The organism is Sphingobacterium arenae (genome assembly GCF_014692505.1).
Classification (GTDB): Bacteria; Bacteroidota; Bacteroidia; order Sphingobacteriales; family Sphingobacteriaceae; genus Sphingobacterium; species Sphingobacterium arenae.
In genome coordinates, this window is the sequence record NZ_JACNYK010000001.1 from 1397639 (window position 1) to 1420378 (window position 22740).

A 22740-nucleotide genomic window follows, 5' to 3' on the forward strand; every position below is an offset into this window, starting at 1 on the left:
TTTTTGTCATCTTTATAAGATGGGCACTTTACCCATAGTATAATAGGAAGGACTTTGGATGAATATGTTTAAAAAAATAGCTTATATCGGATTGCTTGTTATTGTAGGATTGTTTTGCACAACGTGTATGTATGCACAGCAGGCACAAACTGACGACAAACCGTATAAGCAGTTGTTGGTCGATGTGGAAGCAAGGCTACGCACGGGGGACTTCGCAGGGGCGATAGAAAAACTGGATGACATTATCGCCAAATATCCCGATGCAGCGGAAGTATATTATGCTAAGGCACTTTTATATGGACAAGCCCGCAATTTCGATGTAGCGATTTCGTTGACAGAAAAGGCATTAGAAATAGAGCCTAAAAATATGTTATATGTCAACTATCTAGTGGAATTATATAAAGGCAAGGGAGATGTTGCTGCTGCGATTCCCGTTATCGACCGAGCAATCGCTATATATCCGAATAACGCATCGCTGTACCGGGAGAAAATGCTCTTGTTACATGCTTCAAAGCAATCAGATGAAGCTTTGAAGATATATGATGACGCGGTTGCCGAGTTTGGAAGCTCCGACACGTTAGATGTGATGAAAGCGGAGATGTTACTTGATTTGGATAGAAAGCAGGAAGCAGAAAAATTGTTATTACCGCAAGTTCAAAATAACACTAGCCTCCGCCAGGTTTACAGCACCTTAGGATTCATATACATGGATCGGAATGCTACGAAGCGAGCCGTACAGATATTAGAGAAAGGATTGAAGAACACGGAAGACCCGCTCTTATATTTAGATCTTGCAGATGCATATACAGCGGAAAAAAAAGATAAACAGGCCTTTGAGTCGTTGCGAAAAGCTTTCGAATCGATGGATGTTAATTATATGGATAAACATCGCGTGATGTTTACATTATTGAGTGGGAAGTCAGGTTTTAAACTGGAGCAAATTCAGCAGTTAGCTAATATATTGGTGTTGAAACACCCACGCATAGCCGATAGCCATGTAGCGAAAGGCGATGTGCTTTGGAGACAGGGAAACTTGCAAGAGGCGAGATCCCTTTTCCTTACAGCTGTAGGGATCAATCAGGCACATGTAGATGCTTGGCGGATGTTGATGAATGTGGAAATGGCACTTAATGAGGTTGATCAAGCAATTCATCACGGTTTAGAGGCATTAGAAGTAAATCCCAATAATCCGATGCTGTTGTATTTTACCGGCTTGGCTTATATGGTGAAGGATGACGGAGAAAATGCCCGCAAAATGATGGAAGCGGCATTGGATAACAATGGAGAGGATAATACGTATTTACAGTCGCTTATTTATGCGGGGCTTGGTGATCTATACCATAAACTGGAGATGGCGGATGTATCTGATGTTGCGTATGAAGAGGCCATAAAACTTGACAGTACAAACGCTACTGCTATGAATAACTATGCATACTATCTGGCAGAGCGTAAAGAGAAGCTCGATTTGGCAGAAAAACTTTCTCGACAATCCAACGAATTGGAACCTGCATCTGCTACTTTTCAAGATACTTACGCATGGGTACTTTTTCAGCAAGAAAATTATAAAGAAGCCCTAAAATGGATAGAAAAGGCAGTTCACGGATCATCGCCGTCAGCGGTACTATATGAGCATTATGGTGATATCCTTTTTAAATCTGGGAATAGTAAAGATGCGTTAAAGCAATGGCAAAGAGCATTGACGATGAGTGACGGAAGTGACGTCGATGTGGAGAAATTAAAATCAAAAATAGAAACAAAAAAATATGTGGAGTAGAGTAGTTTTGCTCGTGGTGGTGAGTGTCGTGGCCTTTACTTCTTGTAAAACGAAACGAAAAGTAACTATGCCTACGCATGACACACCAGCGGAAACTGGGAACGCCCTTGCAACGAATATCAAGACTTTCGAAATGAGTAATCTGGATTTTTATACCTTTTCCGGACGAGCAAAAACAAAGATCGAGATGGGTAAAAACATACAGGATGTTACATTAAATGTACGAATAGAACGCGATAAAGCGATTTGGTTATCTGTTACAGCCATATTGGGCGTTGAGGTAGCTCGAATCTTAATAACCCCCGACAGTGTTAAAATACTCAATAAATTGCAGGGAGAGTATATCGCAAAACCTTTTCATTATATATATAATTATACAAATCGAGGTGTTACCTTTGCTATACTACAAGATCTATTGATGGCAAATGTGTCTTCTAATTTGTTACGTACCAACGACGTACAGGTGGCTAGTGCTACAGATGAATTCATTGTCGTTGGGATTAAAGAAGAATTATCCTATCAGTATCGTATTAATAAAGAAAATAGACCTTTCAATTTTGTCTTGCAAGAAGTGGGGGGTGGGCATAATCTTGAAGCGTTTTACGGAGACTATGTGAAAACGAACGGTTATAATTTTCCGGAAGATATGGCGTTAAATATCGTAGGGGAAGAGGTGTCGTTGAAAGCACGGTTGGGGTATAACCGTGTTTCTTTTAATGAGCATATCGAAATGCCCTTTTCTGTTCCTAGTCGGTACAAAGTAATAAATTAGGGATAATCATAAAATCATAAAAAAGCATAAAATAATTTTTATTTTTGTAGGCTTATTTTTGCCGAAAAGAGAAAACGGTACATGGATATTAGAAAAATACTATTTAGCTTCTTATTTGTTTGTAGTGTCGGGGTGGGACTGGTTTCCGCGCAAAGTAGTGCTGAATTAAAAAAGCAACGAGAAAAGATAGATGCAGAGATTGCGGAATTGATGAAGATTGTCCGGGCTAAAACACAAGAAAAGCTATTGTCTCAAAAGGAGGTGAATGCGTTAAGCCGACAACTTAATCTCCGAGAAGATAAAATTAAAACGATAAGTTCAGAGCTACGGATCATTAATAGCAATATACAAAAAAATACAAAAGCGGTTAATGAATTGAAAGCGGAATTGGAAAAGATGCGAAAGGATTATGAGAAAATGATTCTCTTTGCTTTCCGAAACAAAAACGGTTATAATAAACTGATGTTTATTTTTGCCTCTAAGGACTTTAACCAAGCCTTCAAAAGGGTGAAATATTTGCAGCAATTTAACGACGCCCGCAAAATAAAGGCGGCAGAAATTGAGGCTACAAAACAGGAAATAGAGCTGAAAATTTCGCAATTAGAAAGAGATCGGGAAATGCAAAATAAACTGTTGAAAGAACAGGAAGCGGAGAAGGCCATCATTGCCAAAGATCGATCTGCGCATGCGAAAGAACTCAGTCAATTGAAAAGAGAAGAAACGGATTATAGAGGGCAACTCAGCAAGAAACAGCAAGAAAAAAAACGTATCGATGCGATGATTCAAGCGGCCATACGTAGAGAGATCGAAGCACAGAGAAAACTCGCTGAGGCAGCACGAAGAAAAGCAGCAGAAGCAGAAGCTAGACGAACGGGTAAAACTGTTGAAGAAGTGGAGAAATCAACACCACGGAAATCAGATAGTGAGGTTCTGCGTTCTACACCGGAAGCTGCAAAGCTGTCCGCAGATTTCAAATCCAATCGTGGACGCCTGCCTTGGCCAGTATCACAAGGAAACGTTGTGCGAAATTTTGGTTTCGAAACAGTAGAGCGGAATGTACGTATTGATAACTCGGATGTGGCTATTCGCACAGCTGATAACGCTGCAGTGAAAGCGGTTTTCGAGGGAGATGTGGTACAGGTGGTTGGAAGTTTTGTCGTAATAAAACACGGGGAATATTTTACATCTTACTCCAACTTGAAGAGTGTGTCTGTAAGACGCGGGCAGAAAGTAGGGAGAGGACAACAAATTGGAACAGCGGGGGAAGATCCGGACGCCGGTTATTCCATTGTAAACTTTGGGGTGTTTCAAGGACAGACTGCAATGAATCCTGTTTCGTGGTTAGCAAAATAGTTACAGGAAATTCAGGATTTTAATTATATATTTGTAATACGTTGATAATGAAAGCAACGCTAAGAATGTTAAAGCTATGTATACATCGGGATTATTATTTATTGGAACGCAAGAGATTATTATCATAGTTGTTTTGGTTTTGCTACTTTTTGGTGGTAAAAAAATTCCAGAATTAATGCGTGGTCTAGGCCGCGGTGTTAAGGAGTTTAAAGACGGACAGCGAGACGACGCTAGTGAAAACCAAAACAACAACACAAATAATAACAATAACCCCCAGAATTAATTAGAGGGTGGAAAAAAATAAGAGTTTCGTGGGGTAGTCCTTTACGAAACTCTTTGAGTTTTTTGACGTGAATATACTACTTGGGGAAAATTTACGTTTAGATAAAAACACCAAATACCGTATGATTAAAAGCCTTTTGTGGTTAATGCCTTTTTGTCTATTCGGGTTTCAGTCCTCCTTGCATGCGCAAGACATGGAACTCGTTGATATGGAACCCGTCCCATTACATCTGATCGAGGCCGCATCCAACCAACGGCAAATCATTATTTCTGGCTTGGATTCGCTTAAAACATTGTCTTATTGTGCTCCTCTTTACACGGCAGAAGACTCCTTGGTCTTCAACCGTATGCGTAAAATACAACAGACTATTCCATTAGCCCTGAACGAAGAAATTAAGTCTTATATCGATAAGTATATTTCACGTAATTACAATCCTTACATGAATAAATTAAAAGGATTGACGGAGTATTATTTTCCTATATATGAAAAGATATTTTCTGAAAATCAGTTGCCTGAAGAATTAAAATACCTATCCGTTATTGAATCGTCCTTAGATCCGAACCTGGTATCTCGTGCAGGTGCAGTGGGGCCATGGCAATTTATGTACCCAACGGCTAAGGTATACGATCTGACAATGGATAGCTACATAGACGAACGGAAAGATCCATATGCTGCCTGTTATGCGGCGAGCCGTTATTTTCAGGATGCTTACGACGAATTTAACGATTGGTTATTGGCATTGGCATCTTATAATTGTGGGAGGGGATGTGTGCGACGCGCCATTCAAAGATCTGGACTGCAAAATCCGGACTTTTGGCAGCTCGCTCCTTATTTGCCGAAAGAAACTCAAAATTATATACCCAAGTTCATAGCGATGACATACACGTTAAAACACGCAGATGACTACGGCATATCCGCCGCTGCTACCGATTTCGCTTGGGAAGCAAGGCCTATCATGGTGGAAAAACCAATTAACCTACAACAAGTTGCGCAAGCGGTCGATTTACCCTTGGAAACCATCAAGAAGTTTAATCCCGCGTACAAACGTACAGTTGTAAATGCCAGTACGGAAAGTCCGAAACGTTTGGTTTTACCGCACAAGGGGTCTTTGAACGATAGCTTGCTATATGTCGTATTAAATGATCAGGTCGGCGATAGAAGTAATATGTTGGCTATAAAAGATGAGCGTGCATCCACCTCTCCGAGCAAACGTTCGTCGGGATCGGGAGAAAGATTGGTTGCTGTTTCCAGGAAAGCTACAAAAAGAGGAGCGGTATACACCACGTATACTGTTAAAAAGGGCGATACATTATCACATATAGCGGCTCGATATAAGGGAGCCACTGTTGCTCAGATAAAAACAGATAACAATCTGCGTAGTACAAGACTTAAGATAGGCCAGAAGCTGCGGATTAAGAAATCGTCTTGACCTTCTACGATAACCAGGCTGCGTCTTCTTTTTTGTCGAACTCTTCCAGTTCAACTTCCACATGTTCCTTTAATATTGTAGAGAGTTTAAGTCCATAATAATCACTGAACAATGGAAACTGATGATGAGATCGGTCGATGAGTACTGCTGTTCGCATTTTCTTGAGAGGTACGTTAAGGAATAAGCCAAGCCCATATGCTAGCGTACGACCGCTATTGAGTACGTCGTCGATCAATATAATTACTTTATTTTTTGCCGTTTCAACGGGAATGTCGGTAATCGCCTCTAAATTTCTTTTCGTTTTTGAAATCGAAACTTTGATGAGTTCGATGCTTTTTTCTGGAGCAATGTCTTTTAAAAGCTGCTGAAGTCGCTCTGCAAAAACGTAACCTCGGTCTGCAACGCCAACCAATACCAAAGATCTTTCATCGAAGTTATCTTCGAGTATTTGATATGCGATACGAATAGATTTTTGTTTGATCTGTTCTTTATCAAGAATAAGAGTTCGTTTATTAGACATATTACACATGTTGATTATTGCCCCATAAAAATACAAAAAAGGTTCGGATATCCTTTACATCCGAACCTTTTGTAATCACCTTTCAAGAAAAGAGATTAATGTAAGTTTTTATCTTCATCGTCGGACCCAGTATCCGCTAACATGGCTTCATTTATTTCCGACGGCCTACCGCCGTTGTAATAATACCGTTTCCAATAAGCCTCATTAAGATTGCTAATCATAACACCCCTACTAGAGGCAGCATGCGCGAATTTATCATCGCCCAAATAGATGCCTACATGCGTAATCTGCCGGCTACGAATTTTAAAAAATACAAGGTCGCCCGGTTGCAGATCGTTTTTACGGATTGGTTTTACGTTTGCGTATTGATTACGGCTGTTGTAGCCTATAGTTGTATTAAAAACATTCTCGTATACAGCGAGGGAAAACTTGGAGCAATCAATGCCTTTTTTGGAGTCCCCACCTAAACGATAAGGAGTGCCTAACCATTCGTATACGAATTGATAAAGCTTTGTGTTTGCCATCGCATTAGACGCGACGCCCATTATCTGTGAAAAGTATTCTTTGGCTAGGTTATCAGGGTCAGAAGAAGTCGATTTTGCTGTTTGTGCCTGAGACACAGTGCATAAGCCTACGAAAAGCATGCCTGCTGTCAGTTTTTTTATATTCATTACGTCGCCTATTTCACTATTGATGATACGTTTGTGTCCTGTCTTATATTTTCTACAGGACTGAAGCAAATCTACTACATAATGTCTAGGGTTCCAAGCATTTTGGTGTTTATTTTATACTTTTTTAACGTATTTTAACAAAAATTTTATTGTTTTTCAATTAAACTATTTTTTAAACGCGTAGTTGGATTGCTACTTTTTCTAAAAATGCTTTTGTTAAAATTCAATTAAAATTAAAAAATATTTGACTGTTTCAAATTAAAACCCCTATATTTATATCGTTTTTCAAAAATATGGAAAGTTTACACCTTATTATTACAACGATTATTATTACCACCGACGCGATTCATCGGAGGAAGTAATTCTATTGTATAAGAAAGTGTACATAACATATAGAGCCTTCCTCCAAATGGGAAGGCTTTTTTAGTTAGTATATACATTATTTTAAATTAATAAATAAACTGAAATGAAAGTATTAAAGTTTGGAGGGACGTCAGTTGGCAATGTAGAGAGTGTAAAAGCTGTATTAGACATTGTTAAGAGCTCTTACGATAAAGGAGAGAATCCTTTAGTCGTCTTGTCGGCTATGTCTGGTGTAACGAACTTGTTGACCAAAATGGCAGAAAATGCAGCAGGACGTATCCCTTTTGACGAAGATTTAAAGTTGTTGGAAGAACGTCATTTTGAAGTGGTGAAAAAGCTCATCGCGGTAAAATACCAGAACCCGGTTTTTACCAAATTGAAATTGATGCTCAATGAATTAGAAGACGTTTTGCAAGGGATCAATGCGCTCCGCGAACTAAGCTTGCAGAGTAAAGACTTGATTATCTCCTTTGGAGAACGACTATCAAACTATATGGTTTCTAAAATCATGGAACAGTACGTGGAACAAACCACATATATTGATGCCTCTCATTATATAAAAACAGATTCCAATTTCGGACACGCACACATAAATGAGGAGGTCACCAATCAACTTATTCAGTCGCTGGCTCATACATACGGAGAAAAACTTTTATTTGTTACCGGTTTTATAGGGTCGAATGAGAACGGACGTGTCACCACACTAGGAAGAGGGGGATCTGATTATACAGCGGCGATTTTTGGGTCGGTTCTGGAAGCTTCCACTATTGAGATTTGGACGGATGTCAATGGGATGTTGACGGCGGATCCCCGTATTGTAAAGAAAGCCTTTTCCCAACCCACTTTATCCTATAATGAGGCGATGGAGCTTTCTTACTTTGGAGCGAAGGTCATTTATCCACCGACTATGATTCCAGCTTTTTTGAAAAAAATTCCTATTGTAATCAGAAACACCTTCGAACCAACATTTCCCGGTACAGTTATCCAATTTGAAAGTGGGAAATCTGTTTATCCAATTAAAGGGATTTCCTCTATCGCTTCTATTTCTGTTATCAATGTTTCCGGAAGTGGCATGATTGGTAAGTCAGGGTTCAGTGGTCGTCTTTTCACGTTGTTAGCAAGAGAGCAGATTAACGTGGTACTGATCACGCAATCCTCGTCGGAGCACAGTATTACTTTTGCGGTCCATCCAAACGATGCTACGAAAGCTGTACAACTTATCAAAATGGAGTTTGAACTCGAGTTGGAAGCAAATAAACTAGTTCTCCCAACCGTTGAAAATGATCTTTCCGTATTAGCAATTGTTGGAGAGAATATGAAACAAACACCGGGAATGTCAGGTCGTTTATTCCATGCATTGGGCAGAAATGGGATCAATGTGCGGGCTATTGCACAGGGATCTTCCGAGCTTAATATATCGGTAATTATCGAGCAGGAGAATATGGCGAAGGCGCTGAATACAGTGCACGATGCATTTTTTGCGGAATTAAAGAAAACCTTGTACGTATTTAGTATAGGCACAGGTAATATCGGCGGCACGTTGTTTAAGCAAATCCATGAGCAATATAACTTTTTAGTGGAGAATAACGACTTGGAAATTAAAGTGGCGGGTATAGCTAACTCAAGAAAAATGCTTTTCGATGCAGAAGGTATTGATTTGGCAGACTGGCGCACAACGTTGGAAGGACAAGGTGAGGTGGCAGATTTGTCCGGTTTTGTGGAACGTATGAAGGCCATGAATCTTCCAAATTGTGTTTTTATCGATAATACAGCTAGCCCACTTCCATCTACTTATTATTTGGATGTATTTAAATCGAATATTTCAGTTGTCACCTGTAATAAAATAGCCAACTCCGGCGAATATACGCAGTACAAATCGCTTCATGATACCGCACGTAAATATGGTGTCGACTTTTTCTATGAGACGAATGTAGGAGCCGGCTTACCTATTGTTCGCGTGTTGAAAGATCTGATGTTGAGTGGAGACCGTATTGTACGTATCGAAGCTATTCTCTCCGGAACGATTTCGTATATATTCAATAACTTTACAGGAGATGCTTCTTTTTATGAAATCGTCAAGCAGGCACAAGAATTGGGATATACAGAACCCGACCCGCGGGATGATCTAGGAGGAATTGACTTCATGCGGAAGATGCTTATTTTAGCGCGAGATGCAGGGCACGTGATTGAACCTTCGGATGTTAATTTAGGTGCCATCCTTCCCCCGGCATGTTTAGAAGCCGCATCTGTTGATGATTTCTATGCCGAGCTGCTTAAAGCTGATCAGTATTTCAACAAATTAAAAGAAGAAGCAGAAAGTCAAAAGAAAGTAATCCGGTACATTGGAAAGTTAGAAGATGGTAAAGTATCGATTGCGTTGGAGATGGTTGACGAAAATCATCCTTTCTACGCCTTGTCGGGAAGCGACAATATCATCTCATTTACGACAGAGCGTTATAAGGAACGCCCGTTGGTCGTAAAAGGCCCTGGGGCCGGAGCGGAAGTGACTGCTGCGGGGGTATTTGCTGATTTGGTTAATGTGGGAGCGTAATCAAGATAGAGTTATAAGTTATAGTAATGAATCAAAATAAAACAGTTAAAAAAATAGATTTTGATAAAATCTTGAATACCGTCCGGGTGTTTGCACCGGCTACTGTAGCGAACATGATATGTGGATTTGATATATTGGGTTTCGCTGTAGACTATCCGGGGGATGAGGTCGTTATGTATCGCGTAGCAACGCCTGGAGTGCGTATCCGTTCGATAACCGGAGATGATGGAAGACTGCCGGTCGATGCAGATAAAAATACGGTAAGCGCCTGCGTACAAATGGTATTGGAATATCTTGGCATTTCGAAAGAAATCGGAGTAGAGATTGAACTCATCAAACATATGCCTATCGGGAGTGGTTTGGGGTCGAGTTCCGCTAGTACCGTAGGCGGGTTGTTTGCCATCAATAGTTTGTTGGGAAACCCGTTGACCAAGGAAGAATTGTTGCCTTTCTGTGTGGAAGGCGAGCGTCTTGCCTGCGGTCATGGACATGCTGATAACGTGGCTCCAGCTTTGATGGGTGGTATTACGTTAATCCGCGGACAACATCCGCTTGACGTGATCAAACTGCCGGTGCCGGAAGAACTGTATGCGGGAATAGTCTTTCCCAAGGTTGATGTACCTACGCGTGATGCGCGGCAGCTTATAAAAGAAAAAGTGTTTTTGAGAGATGCCGTTACCCAGTGGGGCAATATCGCTGGGCTAATCGCAGGCCTATATGAAAGGGATTACGCGTTGATTAGTAGAAGCATGCACGACGTGCTTATCGAACCTACCCGCGCGATTTTGATTCCAGAATTTTATACCATGAAGCAAATTGCGCTCGATGCAGGCGCTCTAAGTTTTGGTATTTCGGGATCGGGACCTTCTGTAGTTGCTATTTCCCGCGGTGAGGAAACGGCTAAAAATGCGGCGAACCTCATCCAGAAACACTTAACAGATTGTGAGATCGATAGTTTTAAATATGTATCGCCTGTCAATATCAATGGCCCAAAAATTTTATAATAAAAGATGAAATTATATAGTACAAACAATAAGGAACTTCGTGTTTCCTTTCAGGAAGCCGTCTTCAATTCATTGCCGTCGGACAAAGGCTTATATATGCCCGAAGTTATTCCATCATTGGATCCTGCTTTTATTCGTAATATTCAACAATATTCTTTACAAGATATCGCTTTTGAAGTAGCGCAGGCGTTAATCGGAAATGATATTCCAGACGATGATTTAAAGAGCATTATCGCCGATGCGATTAATTTTGATGCGCCCGTTCGGTTTCTAGATGCGGAAACAGCCGTATTAGAATTATTCCACGGACCGTCATACGCCTTCAAGGATTTTGGCGCGCGATTTATGAGTCGGGTAATGGGCTATTTCTCTAAGCAAGGAGATCAATTGTTAGATGTTTTAGTTGCTACCTCCGGAGATACCGGTGGAGCTGTCGCATCAGGGTTTTTAGGCGTCGAAGGTACACGTGTAACCATACTTTATCCCAAAGGCAAGGTGTCTAAAGTGCAGGAAGAACAATTGACAACGAACGGGAAAAATATACGTGCATTGGAGGTTGACGGTACGTTTGACGATTGTCAAGCACTGGTGAAAACGGCATTTAATGACGCTGAGCTTAATAACGTGCTGAGATTGACTTCTGCTAATTCCATTAATATTGCTCGATTGATACCGCAAACATTCTATTATTTTTGGGCATACGCACAACTAAAATCACAAAGTATTTCTGAAGTCGTTTTTACAGTTCCTAGCGGTAATTTTGGTAATATCGGTGCGGGCTTATTAGCCTATAAAATGGGACTACCGGTGAAACACTTCGTAGCGGGAACCAATATCAATGATACTGTTCCACGTTTTTTGCAATCAGGTAGCTACGATCCGAAGCCGTCGGTGCAGACACTGGCAAACGCAATGGACGTGGGGAATCCGAGCAATTGGGTGCGTATTCAAGATATGTTTCACAACAATTTGGAAGAACTTCGTCACATCGTATCATCTTATACGTATGATGATGACCAAACGGTGAAAGCAATGGAAGAGCTTTATAATAAATATCAGTATATAGCTTGTCCACATACAGCTATTGCTTATCTCGCATCGAATCAATATCGGCAAGATCACCCAGGAACATATGCTTCTGTGTTTTTATCAACAGCCCATCCATGTAAATTTCCCGATGCTATTTCTGCGGAAGTATTTGCAAAAATTGAATTGCCAAAAGGTGCCGAGGAATTAGCTGGGAAGCCAAAGATAGCGACGGAATTACCTGCGGACTACGAAAGATTTAAATCCTATCTGCTTGTCAATAATTAATTATAAAAAGGATTAAAAGCAACAGTTCTACTATTGATGTGTTTATTCCGTTTTAAAAAGATAACCTTAATTTAACAAAAAACTAAGGATATTTGTGCCTAAATTAATTTGGGTAGATGGCAGAAAGATTGCTATATTGTAAACGCAATATAGCAATCGATCGGATTATGATGTTCCAATGGTTCGTTATGGAGTCCGACGTTTAAGTTAGATATGACGAATTATTCGCACATAGAATATTGGCAGCGTTTTATTCAGGGAGATCAAGAGGCATTCAGAAGCTTATATGACCTATATGTCAATGCGCTTTTTTCTTATGCAATTCGATATTGTGCCGACGAGGAAATAGTAAAGGATAGCATACATGATTTGTTTGTTGATTTACATCGGTATCGTTCCAGATTGAATCTTCACGTGAATGTAAAAGCCTATCTGTTTGGTTCTCTTCGCCGAAAAGTGGTAGAAAGTAAGAGAAAAAGTATAGACCGTTCTATTTCTGCCGAAAACTATCGTTTTCGATTGGGATTGGATACCGAAGACTATATTACGTTATCTGATGATAAAGAAAACGAGGTTTTAACGAAACTTCGTGCTGAAATGGAGAAATTGCCATACCGCCAAAAAGAGGCTCTTTATTTGCGGTTTACCTGTGAAATGTCCTATGAACAGGTTGCCCAAATTATGGATATTTCTATCGCATCTTGTCGTACGCTTATATATAGGGCTATAAAGGATTTGCGTCTACGGATGGAAAACAATAAAATTTCTCAATTATTATTCATCGCATTTCTGCCGGTTCGGGAAAGTAACGATCAGCCTATTACAAGTCGCTCCATGCTCATTTAATCAAGATACCTTCTGTTCTGTATATTTAAGCTTTTGCTTTTTTACGTTGATTTCCGGTTGATTCTAATTTTTTTCTTTTTTTTCAAAATTCCTGTCTATAAAAAGATAATTCGGTTCTCTATATATGTAGATAAAGACGGAATTATTTATAAATCCCAAAAGCGTTAATCGATATATGGAACGTAAAGTAGAGGACATTCTAAGTGGCGACTCACCCCGCGAGGATCTCGATAAAGAGGCGGCTGCCGACGTTAGAAAGTTGGGAGACCGTATTTTAAACATATTGCAATCGACGAAATCCCTCAGGTTGTCATCTGAGGCGCACGTGACGTTATGGACACGTATCGAAGAAACAACGAAAAATGCCCGTCGACGGAATCGTCAAATTAAAATCTTAAGATATAGCGCAGTTGCTTGCGCCTTTATTGCGCTTTCATTCTTTTTTTGGAATAGGCAGGACCCTGATATTTCTTATAATTCCTTATTGTATAATGCCATGAATAACCAAAATTTGATAACAGAGGAACAAGAGGTATCTATGAGACATGGCGATGGACAAAACGTGCGTATTTCCGACGGGCAAGAGGTTATTGATTTAAGTTTGGATCAGAAGTATGAGAATGCCAGAAAGAAAACGTCTACATTCAATACACTTACGGTGCCTTATGGAAAACGTATCGAAGTCATATTGCCGGATAACTCGAAAGTGTGGTTGAATGCGGGGTCGCAACTGACATTCCCAACCATATTTGACGCTGCTGAAAGACGGGTATATTTGGAAGGCGAGGGGTATTTTGATGTAGAGAGCGATGTAAAAAGACCGTTCTACGTTCATACGGCAAATCTGGAGGTCAAAGTATTGGGGACAACGTTTAACATTAGTTCTTATAAAGATGATCCTTTTGCTTCAACAGTGTTGCTTAGCGGAGAAATAGAATTACAAGGGGCGGGAGAGACATTATTTGAACCTCAAATCCTAAAACCAGGAACTGCTGCCGTATTGCGCAAGGACAGTAAACATTTATCTATTTCCAACGAAACTGTTGAAGATCATATCTCATGGAGACAGAAACAACTTATTTTGAAAAATACCCCTTTGGCAGAGATTACCACGAGGCTAGAGCGTGTTTATAATACGGATATTACAGTAGAATCTACGTCTGGATCTAATGAAACCTTTTCGGGGAGGTTAGATTTAACACAGCCTTTAACGAGTTTACTGACAACATTATATAACCCAGTTGAATACCAACTTCAACAAGAGGAAAGGAGGATCACGATCAAGAAAAAGTAACACGATGTTTAACTGACATACTAACAAAAGTCGATAAAAGAAATAGGCAGATGCGGCTACATCCACCTATTTATAAGTGTATTAATTAACAAAATATTAATTTATAACGATTGTAAATCTATGAAGTTTCTTTACAATAGGCAAACCTTTTTTGTCAAAGAAAGGCATAAAAGTCTATACCAAAAAGCGATCCGTATGATAAAGTTAACAGCTCTTTTTTTGTGTTTGGGAATGGTGGCAGTTCATGCCGACACCTATTCACAAAATGTCAGTGTTGATATCAGAAACGGTAAATTGATCGATTTATTTGAGGAAATCGAAGGACAAAGTGAATACGTATTTCTGTATAGAGATAAATTAGTTGCCGATAAAAAGATAAATATAACCGCCAAAAATGAAAATTTACAACGTCTTTTGAAGAAGACGCTAAACGCCGAAAATTTAGATTATACCATTACCGGTAATCAAATTACCATTATGCTGCGGAAAGAAGTCCAGCAGCGAGTTGTTTCCGGTACCGTCAGGGATGAAGATGGGAACCCGCTTGCGGCGGCGAACGTATTGATCAGGGGATCAACGGTAGGCACCGTGACAGATGACGCAGGGCGTTATCAAATTACAATAAATGGCGAGGTGACATTAATGTTCAGTATGATGGGATACCAGGAAGTGGAAGAAGGTACGCAGAATCGAACCCGTATTGATGTGGTACTACGTTCTGATACTCGAGATATAGATGAAGTGGTGGTGACGGGCTACAGCCAGATCGAGAGAAGACACGTGGCTTCTTCGGTATCCGAAGTGAATATGGACCGGGTTACCAATAGACCGATGTCCAAATTGCAGGAAGCATTTAGCGGCACTGTGCCGGGGGTGATGATGATGCAGAGTAGTAATATGCCGGGGGAGACGCCCGGAGACATATCGATTCGTGGAATTAGCACGTTAAAAGGACAGGCACCTTTGGTCATTGTCGACGGAATGGAACAGACGCTTACAGACATTGATCCCAATCAGGTTAAAAGTATTTCCGTACTGAAAGATGCTGCATCCGCTTCACTTTATGGTTCTAAAGGAGCAAATGGTGTAATCATTATCGAGACGCATCGTGGACAGCCGGGGCAGTTTAAAGTGGACCTACACCATTGGTCGGGTGTTAGCTCACAGATCGACAAGCCTGATTTCGTCGGCGCTGCAGATTATATGCGTCTGAACAATGAAGCACGTGGCTTGCAGGGGCAGTCGCACCTTTTTTCGGATGAAGATATTGCAAAAGCTGAATCGGGCGAAACACCTTCTGTAGATTGGTTGGATGCTATTGCGGAACGTACCCCATTCAAGCAGAATACCAGTGCTAATATCTCTGGTGGCGGAGGTGTCGGAACATTTAATCTGATGCTGGGATATATGGCCGATAAGGGGTTGAATAATATTGAGGGATCTGACAAATTCAGTGCACGTTTTAATACCAACATCAATATGGCGGATAAGTTTGTGTTGTTGGCTGATTTTTATGCACATCGCTTACAGAACGATCGACTTATGGCTAACACCAACGGGCATGGATTATATCAGGATGCTTGGAAGATGAATCCGACGCAATCGATATTTTATGATACCGATCGGCCAGATCACTACGCGCTATACAATAATCTTAATCCTGTGGCATCGATCCACCACGGTGGGACACGAAGCAGTATGTATGATCGGAGCACGATTAATTTAAGGCCTCGTTACTTCATCAGTGATAACTTCTCTATCGATGGTAACGTATCTTATCTGATCAATAAATCAGCATGGAAACAGGAGCGTTTAACCTACCGTTTTTATGATGAAGAAGGTAAACCGGCACTGATATGGGGGAACAATGTTGATGCAACCCAGAATGTAAGCGAGAGCCAGTTGACCGCAAGGGCAAACATCAACTACCAGGAATCTCTGTTTAACAATCGTGATAAAATCTATTTGATCGCCGGTACAGAGACCATGTCAAATATTTTTTCGGACTATAGAGAAATTAATAAAGCTTCTTTCTTCGGGAAGTTAAACTATGTATTTGATGAACGTTATCTCCTCGAAGTGACGGCACGCGCCGATGGCAGTAGCAAATTTGCACCCGGCCATCGCTGGGGATTTTTCCCCTCCGCAGCCTTAGCTTGGAATGTACATAACGAGAAGTTTATGCAGGATTTGAAGACCAGTGGAGCGATCAACAACCTGAAATTCCGGTTCTCTTATGGTAAAATCGGTAACGAAAATGTGGATCCTTATCTTTGGCAAGAAGTGGTGAATAACTGGGGATGGTACACACGTGTCCCTAATCCTGAGTTTAGTTGGGAAAAGCAAAATCAATGGAATATTGGGATGGATTTGGCAGCTTTGAAGAACCGATTGAATGTGACGGCAGAAGTATATCATAAACATTCCTACGATCTGATTTACGATAACTTTCCTATTCCCCCGCTAATTGGTGCAAGTATTTTAGAATCCAGTGTTAATATTGGCGAAGTCGAAAATAAAGGTTGGGAGATCGGTGCCAGTTGGAGTGATAAAGCCGGAGATTTTTCCTATTCCGTCGGCGGGATGCTGTTCGATAACGTAAACCGTGTACTCAAAGCTGGTTATTCCACTACTGATAGTTTGGTGTTTAAAGGAAATGAAGATAAAATATGGTATCGAGGTATTGCTATTGATAACTATTATGGATACCAAAGCAATGGCTATTATCAAAATCAAGAAGAACTGGATGCTACTGAAGCGAAACTGGCGAACACGCAAATCGGCGATATTCGCTATGTGGATCAAAATGGAGACGGTATCATTAATGAAAATGACCGTATAAACCTGGGAGACCCCTTTCCGCATATGAATTTTGCTGTTAATGTAGATATGCGATACAAAAACTGGGATTTTAGTATGCTAGGGCAGGGCGTAGGTCGTCGAACACAACGGATACGGGGACTTGAAGCTTATCCGGTATTGATGGACGGCAGTGAGAATAGTTTAGGTACGCCGCGGCAGTATTATATGGATAACCGATGGACACCGGACAATCCGAATAGCCGCTTTCCGAGGGTATGGACTGGCGCTTCGCCGAATGCCAATCTCAGCGACGTGTGGTTGGGCGATGCGGCTTACTTTCGTATCAAAACAATACAGCTAGGCTATACCTTTAAAAATATTGGTAAATCTATCCGTAATGTGCGTGTCTATGTGAATGCACAGGATGCGATTACCTTCACCAAGTGGGAAGGATTGGAGCCGGAAATTGAAGAGAAAGATTCGGCGCGCTTTTACGGTAACGGAGCCTATCCGCGAATGGCTACATACAGCATAGGTATTAAAGCAACAATATTGTAATCTACAAACATAAAGAAGATGAAAACGAAATTTATATTTATGATTTCTCTATTGGTAGTTCTTACGAGTTGTGAGAGTTTTTTGGACAAGCGCGACCCAACTGCTACTACCTTTGAGGAGTTTTTCAATACCGAAGCTGATTTACAGCGTGTGACCTACAGTTCTTATCTGGATTTTTTCACTCCCCGGGATAACCGCAGACTTCTCTTTTATATGAAAGATGGTAGATCTGATGATGCGTATGCTCGAGTGGAAGGCGATCATCACCTGCGCATTGCGAACGGTAATATCAACGCCAATACACGAGCATTTGAATATTATTATACCTTGCATATGAAACATATTGGTCGTATCAATATGTATATTGCTAATATCGATAAGCCTTATTTAGAAAATGAAGCAGTACGACAGAAATATAAAGCTATCCTGGAAGGATTGCGTGTATGGCACTATTTTGAAGCTACAACACGATGGGGAAATATCCCCTTTCTGCTGGAGCCGGCTACGATAGAGGAAGCGAAACAACCACCTTTACCACAGGCCGAGATATTAGACAAGCTGTTTGAAATGTCAGATAATATTATTAGCCGCTTACCCTCGGGGGAATATTCTACAGATAAGCACTTTTTGAATAAAGAATCTTTCAAAACGCTTGTAATGCGCTATGCTTTGTACCATGGGCGTTATGAACTAGCGGCCCGTTTGGCACAGGAAGTTATGGAAAGTGGAAGATATGAGCTTTATCCGAATTATGGAGATTTGTTTCAGTACGCCGGAGCATCGTCAAATAAAGAATTTATCCAGCATCATAATTTGGAAGCAGTAGGCGCTAATAACACCTGGTCTTTCCGGGATTTGGGTCCGCATTTCCGTACAGGAAATGGGCAATCTTATAGCGTCCCGACCAAAGCATTAGTAGATGCTTATTGGACGTTACAAGGACGGCCCATCGATGATTGCCCACTCCATAGTAAGGAAGAATATGAATTAGATCCCAAATTGAACAGAGACCCACGTTACCAAGCGAGCATCATGGGACACGGAGATATATTTTATGGCGAAGAAATTGATATCTATACCCCCGGACAACCCATGTACTACCAGAACCTGAGAGCCAGTAAATCGGGATATTGGTATCGTAAGTTTGTACCCGAAGAAGATGCCTTTCGTAACGGCAATTTAGTATTTGGTATCACCCGTTATGCCGAAGTCTTGCTAACCTACGCGGAGGCCAAAATTATGCAAGATGATATCGATGCTTTGGCAAAAGACTGCATCAATCAGGTGAGAAGACGGGCGGGGTTGGATATGAGCTATGCAGACGTTACACTATCGGAATATAGTGCTTATAACCAACAGCAGTGGATTGATTTGGTCCGTAACGAACGCCGTACGGAGTTTGCAGGAGAAGGGATGCGTTATGACGATATTATCCGATGGAAAATTGCCGAAGATGTATTAAATAAACCAGCATTAGGGCATACTAGAATGGTTGGGAATCAAAAACAAACGCTACACATCGAAAATAGGACTTTTGCACCACACAATTATTTGTGGCCGCACCATGCGTTACAGCTGAAAATAGAACCAGATCTCGTACAAAACCCAGGTTACTAAACTTAATTAAAAAAACAAAACAGGTGGAAGAAAAACTTTCACCTGTTTTTTTCTGATTTTGCCCTCCTAAACCCATACTTTTGCAAATATGAATAAAATAACATTGCATAAAGGCAAAGAGAAGGCTGCCTGGCAATTACACCCTTGGGTTTTTTCTGGCGCAATAAAAAATGTAGATGGGACACCTACAAATGGTACTGTTGTTAAGGTTTTTAATATAGATAAAGAATTTATAGCATATGGCGTTTACAACGCCCACTCAAGGGTAGCCGTCCGTTTATTGGAATGGGACCCGGAGCATCCGATAGACGAAATTTGGTGGCGCAATAGGATACGCCGAGCTTTAGAACTGAGAACTCATTTGTTAACGGATCAGAATAATACGGTGCGTTTGGTTTTTGCAGAAGCCGATTTTTTACCAGGGCTTATCGTCGACAAATATGGTGATTTTTTGTCGTTACAAGTACATTCTTCGGGTATAGAAGCTGTAAAGAACATCATTGTTGATGAGCTGGTACAGCTTGTACAACCTAAAGGGATCTATGAGCGGAGTGATTTAAACGCCCGCCAACATGAGGGACTACGAGACACCAATGGGCTACTTTACGGAGACATGCCACCCGAATTTGTCGAGGTCGTAGAAAATGGTATTCGCTATCAAGTCAATATTATTGAAGGGCAGAAATCTGGCTTTTACTGTGATCAGCGGGATAATCGCTTATTAGCGGCACAATACGTCAGCGGGAAACGTGTGTTAGACTGTTTCTGCTATTCCGGCGGGTTTACACTGAATGCTTTTAAGATGGGAGCCTCTTCCATTGTTTCTGTGGATAGTTCTGCGTTAGCGATAGAAACGCTAAATAAAAATATAATATTGAATGGTTTTGACGCGACGATGTTGACAGCAGTACAGGCCGATGTCAATAAATATCTTCGGCAGTTGGGAGAGAAAGAAGAAAAGTTTGACGTTATTATTCTCGACCCGCCTAAGTATGCACCATCTCGTTCGGCATTAGACAAGGCGGCTAGGGCTTATAAAGATTTGAATAGACGAGCTCTGCTCTTGCTGGAAAGTGGTGGGCTATTGGCCACGTTTTCCTGTTCGGGTGCAATGGATATGGATACCTTTAAGCAAGTTATCGCATGGTCGGCCTTGGACGCTGGGAAGGAAATCCAGTTTATCAGGCAATTCAATCAGCCAGAGGATCACCCTATTCGAGCATCATTTCCAGAAGGTGAATATTTAAAAGGATTGTTGATTAGAGTAGTGTAAGATACTCGGCTTTTTGACAAAAATGTGAATATATTCAAAAAGTAAGCCTTTGATAAGATCGTGATACATGGTAACTTTGTTTGCTTTGTTTATCAAAAATATGTGCTATGGCAAAGAAATTATATGTTTCTAACGGGACCGAATCCGTTCGGATGTTTAAAAATAATTTTTTAGAATCTCTGACCAAAATACATTACAGTATTCCACTGATATTTTGGATTCCAGTGATAGGCTATTTTATTTACAAAGCATACACAGAAGGGGAAATGTCTGTAGGAAATATTATCCTGTATTTTTTCGCTGGGCTAGCATTTTGGACGTTAGCAGAATATATACTGCATCGCTGGGTTTTTCATTATGAGCCAACTTCTAGTTGGGGCAAACGGATACATTTTATTTTTCATGGCGTTCATCACGATTATCCGAAAGACCGTTTACGGTTAGTGATGCCCTTATCGGCTAGTATTCCACTGGCGACCATCATTTATCTTATTTTCAGTCTGTTCTTACCGGAGTTTATATTAGCCTCTTTTTTTGCGGGATTTTTATTGGGCTATCTTATTTATGATGAATGCCACTATGCCATGCACCACGCTAATTTTAAGTCGGGCTTATTCAAGAAAATAAAAGATCACCATATGTTGCATCACTATTCGGATCCAGAGCGTGGATTCGGTGTGAGCTCGGCGATATGGGATGTTATATTCAATTCTGGTTTTCGGAAAAAAAAGAAGAAGAACACGATAAAAGAAAAAGACGTTGATTAGTCAGCGTCCTTTTCATTTATCTACCAACGTATTAGCGCCGAACCCCAGGTAAAACCAGCGCCAAACGCTGCTAAGCATATGAGGTCACCATCTTTAATTTTTCCCTCCTCCCACGCTTCACATAAAGCGATAGGGACTGATGCTGCGGTGGTATTCCCATATTTCTGAATATTGTTAAAAACTTGATCATCCCCTAGCCTTAACGTTTTCTGAACAAATTGGGCAATTCGTAGGTTGGCTTGATGGGGGATAAGTAAATTAATATCAGTTGATTGAAGATTGTTTTTCGTCAAGGATTCTAATATGACTTCCGGAAATTTAACCACGGCTTTTTTGAATACTGCTTGTCCGTCCATATAGGGGAAAGCAGTGCCGTCGTCCAACATTTCCTTGGTCATCAACATTCCGCCAAGTTCCTGCTTCGGCCAGTCGGGCTGTTGATCTTGATCTAACCATATTCCGCTTGAGCTCCCTGGATAGTACATAGCAAGCTTTTCCGCGTCAGCGCCGTCCGAATGTAAATGGGTGCTTAGAATGCCTTTTCCTGGCTCGCTCGTTGGTTGTAAGACAACGGCCCCGGCCCCATCTCCAAAAATAACGGACACTGAACGCCCTCGGGTAGAATAATCTAGCGCAAAAGAGTGCTTTTCTGCACCTACAACCAAGATATTTTTATACATACCCGTTTTGATAAACTGATCAGCAATCGAAAGCGCATAAACAAAACCGGAGCACTGATTTCTGATATCCAGTGCACCAATTTCTCCCATCCCCATTTCACGTTGTAATAACACACCACAACCCGGAAAATAGTAATCGGGCGATAATGTTGCGAATATGATAAAATCAATATCTTCTACTGTAGTATTTGCCCGTTCGATCGCAATTCTAGCCGCTTCGATACCCATTGTAGTAGTCGTCTCTCCTATACGGTCGGCATAGCGTCGCTCTTTGATGCCTGTCCGCTCTTGGATCCATTCATCATTGGTATCCATAAACCGGGTAAGGTCATCATTTGTGTAAACATTTTTTGGCACGTAATAACCTATGCCGGCAATTTTCGATTGAAACATCTTACTTTCCTCATGATTAGTTTGTAAATCTACATATTTTTTAAAATATTAATTATTTTTGCAGAATGGGGGTACAAATAGAGCAAGAAGCGTTCACGCTTGAAGAGATATTGGCGACTGTCCGGTCTTCGAACCGTTTGATTCTATGGAATGACGAAGTTAACACATTTGATCATGTTATCGATTGCCTGATGAAGCATCTGCAGTACTCGGAAGGGCAAGCAGAACAAATTGCGTGGAAAGTACATACGGAAGGCAAATGCGCCGTACTCGAAGGTTCTTTCACAGAGATGGAAATATACCGAAAAATCTTAAAATCCGAGGGGTTGACAGTTTCTGTAGAGTAATATTTTGATGCGTCCCACTAGCCCGCACTTTTCTCGCATCGACAATAGTTTACATATGGCATTAAGAAGGTTGAGGATGAGATAGTACAATTGTACAAATATCCCTTTAACACAACAATGTCGCATCCG

18 protein-coding genes are annotated in these 22740 nt (G+C 40.9%); 15 read left to right on the plus strand and 3 right to left on the minus strand.

The window, feature by feature from the left end:
* Positions 1 to 58 precede the first annotated feature (58 nt).
* The 5 genes from H8B17_RS05335 (at position 59) to H8B17_RS05355 (ending at position 5611) form a co-directional block, all read left to right on the plus strand.
* On the plus strand, positions 59 to 1774 hold the full coding sequence (locus H8B17_RS05335) for a tetratricopeptide repeat protein (RefSeq protein WP_190308089.1): 1716 nt from the start codon (positions 59 to 61) through the stop codon (positions 1772 to 1774).
* Positions 1764 to 2546 carry a DUF4292 domain-containing protein gene (locus H8B17_RS05340; RefSeq protein WP_190308090.1) on the plus strand — a complete coding sequence of 261 codons (783 nt, stop codon included), beginning with the start codon at positions 1764 to 1766 and terminating at the stop codon, positions 2544 to 2546. Before H8B17_RS05335 ends, H8B17_RS05340 begins: the two co-directional genes overlap by 11 nt.
* A gap of 81 nt (positions 2547 to 2627) precedes the next feature.
* The gene (locus H8B17_RS05345; RefSeq protein WP_190308091.1) at positions 2628 to 3899 is read left to right on the plus strand and encodes a murein hydrolase activator EnvC family protein; all 1272 of its coding nucleotides are present in this window, start codon (positions 2628 to 2630) and stop codon (positions 3897 to 3899) included.
* A 76-nt stretch (positions 3900 to 3975) separates the two neighbouring features.
* On the plus strand, positions 3976 to 4182 hold the full coding sequence (locus H8B17_RS05350; RefSeq protein ID WP_190308092.1) for a twin-arginine translocase TatA/TatE family subunit: 207 nt from the start codon (positions 3976 to 3978) through the stop codon (positions 4180 to 4182).
* 121 nt (positions 4183 to 4303) lie between these two features.
* A complete protein-coding gene (locus H8B17_RS05355; protein WP_190308093.1) occupies positions 4304 to 5611 on the plus strand; it encodes a lytic transglycosylase domain-containing protein in 1308 nt (435 codons plus the stop codon).
* 4 nt (positions 5612 to 5615) lie between these two features.
* On the opposite strand, the gene H8B17_RS05360 is transcribed toward H8B17_RS05355, so the two are convergent.
* Both H8B17_RS05360 and H8B17_RS05365 read right to left on the minus strand, forming a co-directional pair.
* A complete protein-coding gene (locus H8B17_RS05360) occupies positions 5616 to 6131 on the minus strand; it encodes a phosphoribosyltransferase family protein (protein WP_190308094.1) in 516 nt (171 codons plus the stop codon).
* A 95-nt stretch (positions 6132 to 6226) separates the two neighbouring features.
* Positions 6227 to 6802 carry a C40 family peptidase gene (locus tag H8B17_RS05365; RefSeq protein ID WP_190308095.1) on the minus strand — a complete coding sequence of 192 codons (576 nt, stop codon included), beginning with the start codon at positions 6800 to 6802 and terminating at the stop codon, positions 6227 to 6229.
* Between the two features lie 466 nt (positions 6803 to 7268).
* Here H8B17_RS05365 and thrA point away from each other — a divergent pair, with 466 nt between their 5' ends.
* The 9 genes from thrA (at position 7269) to H8B17_RS05410 (ending at position 21191) form a co-directional block, all read left to right on the plus strand.
* Positions 7269 to 9716, plus strand: coding sequence for a bifunctional aspartate kinase/homoserine dehydrogenase I (gene thrA, locus H8B17_RS05370; protein WP_190308096.1), 2448 nt, complete (start codon positions 7269 to 7271; stop codon positions 9714 to 9716).
* Between the two features lie 26 nt (positions 9717 to 9742).
* Entirely contained in the window at positions 9743 to 10720 is a 978-nt protein-coding gene (locus H8B17_RS05375; RefSeq protein ID WP_190308097.1) for a homoserine kinase, read from the plus strand.
* A 6-nt stretch (positions 10721 to 10726) separates the two neighbouring features.
* Positions 10727 to 12034: a threonine synthase gene (gene thrC, locus H8B17_RS05380; RefSeq protein ID WP_190308098.1), complete on the plus strand. Its 1308-nt coding sequence runs from the start codon at positions 10727 to 10729 to the stop codon at positions 12032 to 12034.
* A 213-nt stretch (positions 12035 to 12247) separates the two neighbouring features.
* Positions 12248 to 12880, plus strand: a complete 633-nt coding sequence (locus H8B17_RS05385) for an RNA polymerase sigma factor (protein WP_190308099.1) — start codon at positions 12248 to 12250, stop codon at positions 12878 to 12880.
* Between the two features lie 175 nt (positions 12881 to 13055).
* Positions 13056 to 14174, plus strand: a complete 1119-nt coding sequence (locus tag H8B17_RS05390; protein WP_190308100.1) for a FecR family protein — start codon at positions 13056 to 13058, stop codon at positions 14172 to 14174.
* Between the two features lie 195 nt (positions 14175 to 14369).
* Positions 14370 to 17534 (plus strand): SusC/RagA family TonB-linked outer membrane protein, encoded by a 3165-nt coding sequence (locus H8B17_RS05395; RefSeq protein ID WP_223816373.1) that lies wholly within the window; start codon positions 14370 to 14372, stop codon positions 17532 to 17534.
* Positions 17535 to 17552: 18 nt separating this feature from the next.
* Entirely contained in the window at positions 17553 to 19151 is a 1599-nt protein-coding gene (locus H8B17_RS05400) for a RagB/SusD family nutrient uptake outer membrane protein (protein WP_190308102.1), read from the plus strand.
* 88 nt (positions 19152 to 19239) lie between these two features.
* Positions 19240 to 20424: a class I SAM-dependent rRNA methyltransferase gene (locus H8B17_RS05405; RefSeq protein ID WP_190308103.1), complete on the plus strand. Its 1185-nt coding sequence runs from the start codon at positions 19240 to 19242 to the stop codon at positions 20422 to 20424.
* Between the two features lie 107 nt (positions 20425 to 20531).
* Positions 20532 to 21191 (plus strand): sterol desaturase family protein, encoded by a 660-nt coding sequence (locus tag H8B17_RS05410; RefSeq protein ID WP_223816374.1) that lies wholly within the window; start codon positions 20532 to 20534, stop codon positions 21189 to 21191.
* A gap of 20 nt (positions 21192 to 21211) precedes the next feature.
* Here H8B17_RS05410 and H8B17_RS05415 read toward each other — a convergent pair whose 3' ends face one another.
* Complete coding sequence (locus H8B17_RS05415) at positions 21212 to 22264, minus strand: 3-oxoacyl-ACP synthase III family protein (protein WP_190308104.1); 1053 nt, start codon at positions 22262 to 22264, stop codon at positions 21212 to 21214.
* Between the two features lie 65 nt (positions 22265 to 22329).
* Here H8B17_RS05415 and H8B17_RS05420 point away from each other — a divergent pair, with 65 nt between their 5' ends.
* The gene (locus tag H8B17_RS05420) at positions 22330 to 22611 is read left to right on the plus strand and encodes an ATP-dependent Clp protease adaptor ClpS (protein WP_190308105.1); all 282 of its coding nucleotides are present in this window, start codon (positions 22330 to 22332) and stop codon (positions 22609 to 22611) included.
* Positions 22612 to 22740: the final 129 nt, after the last annotated feature.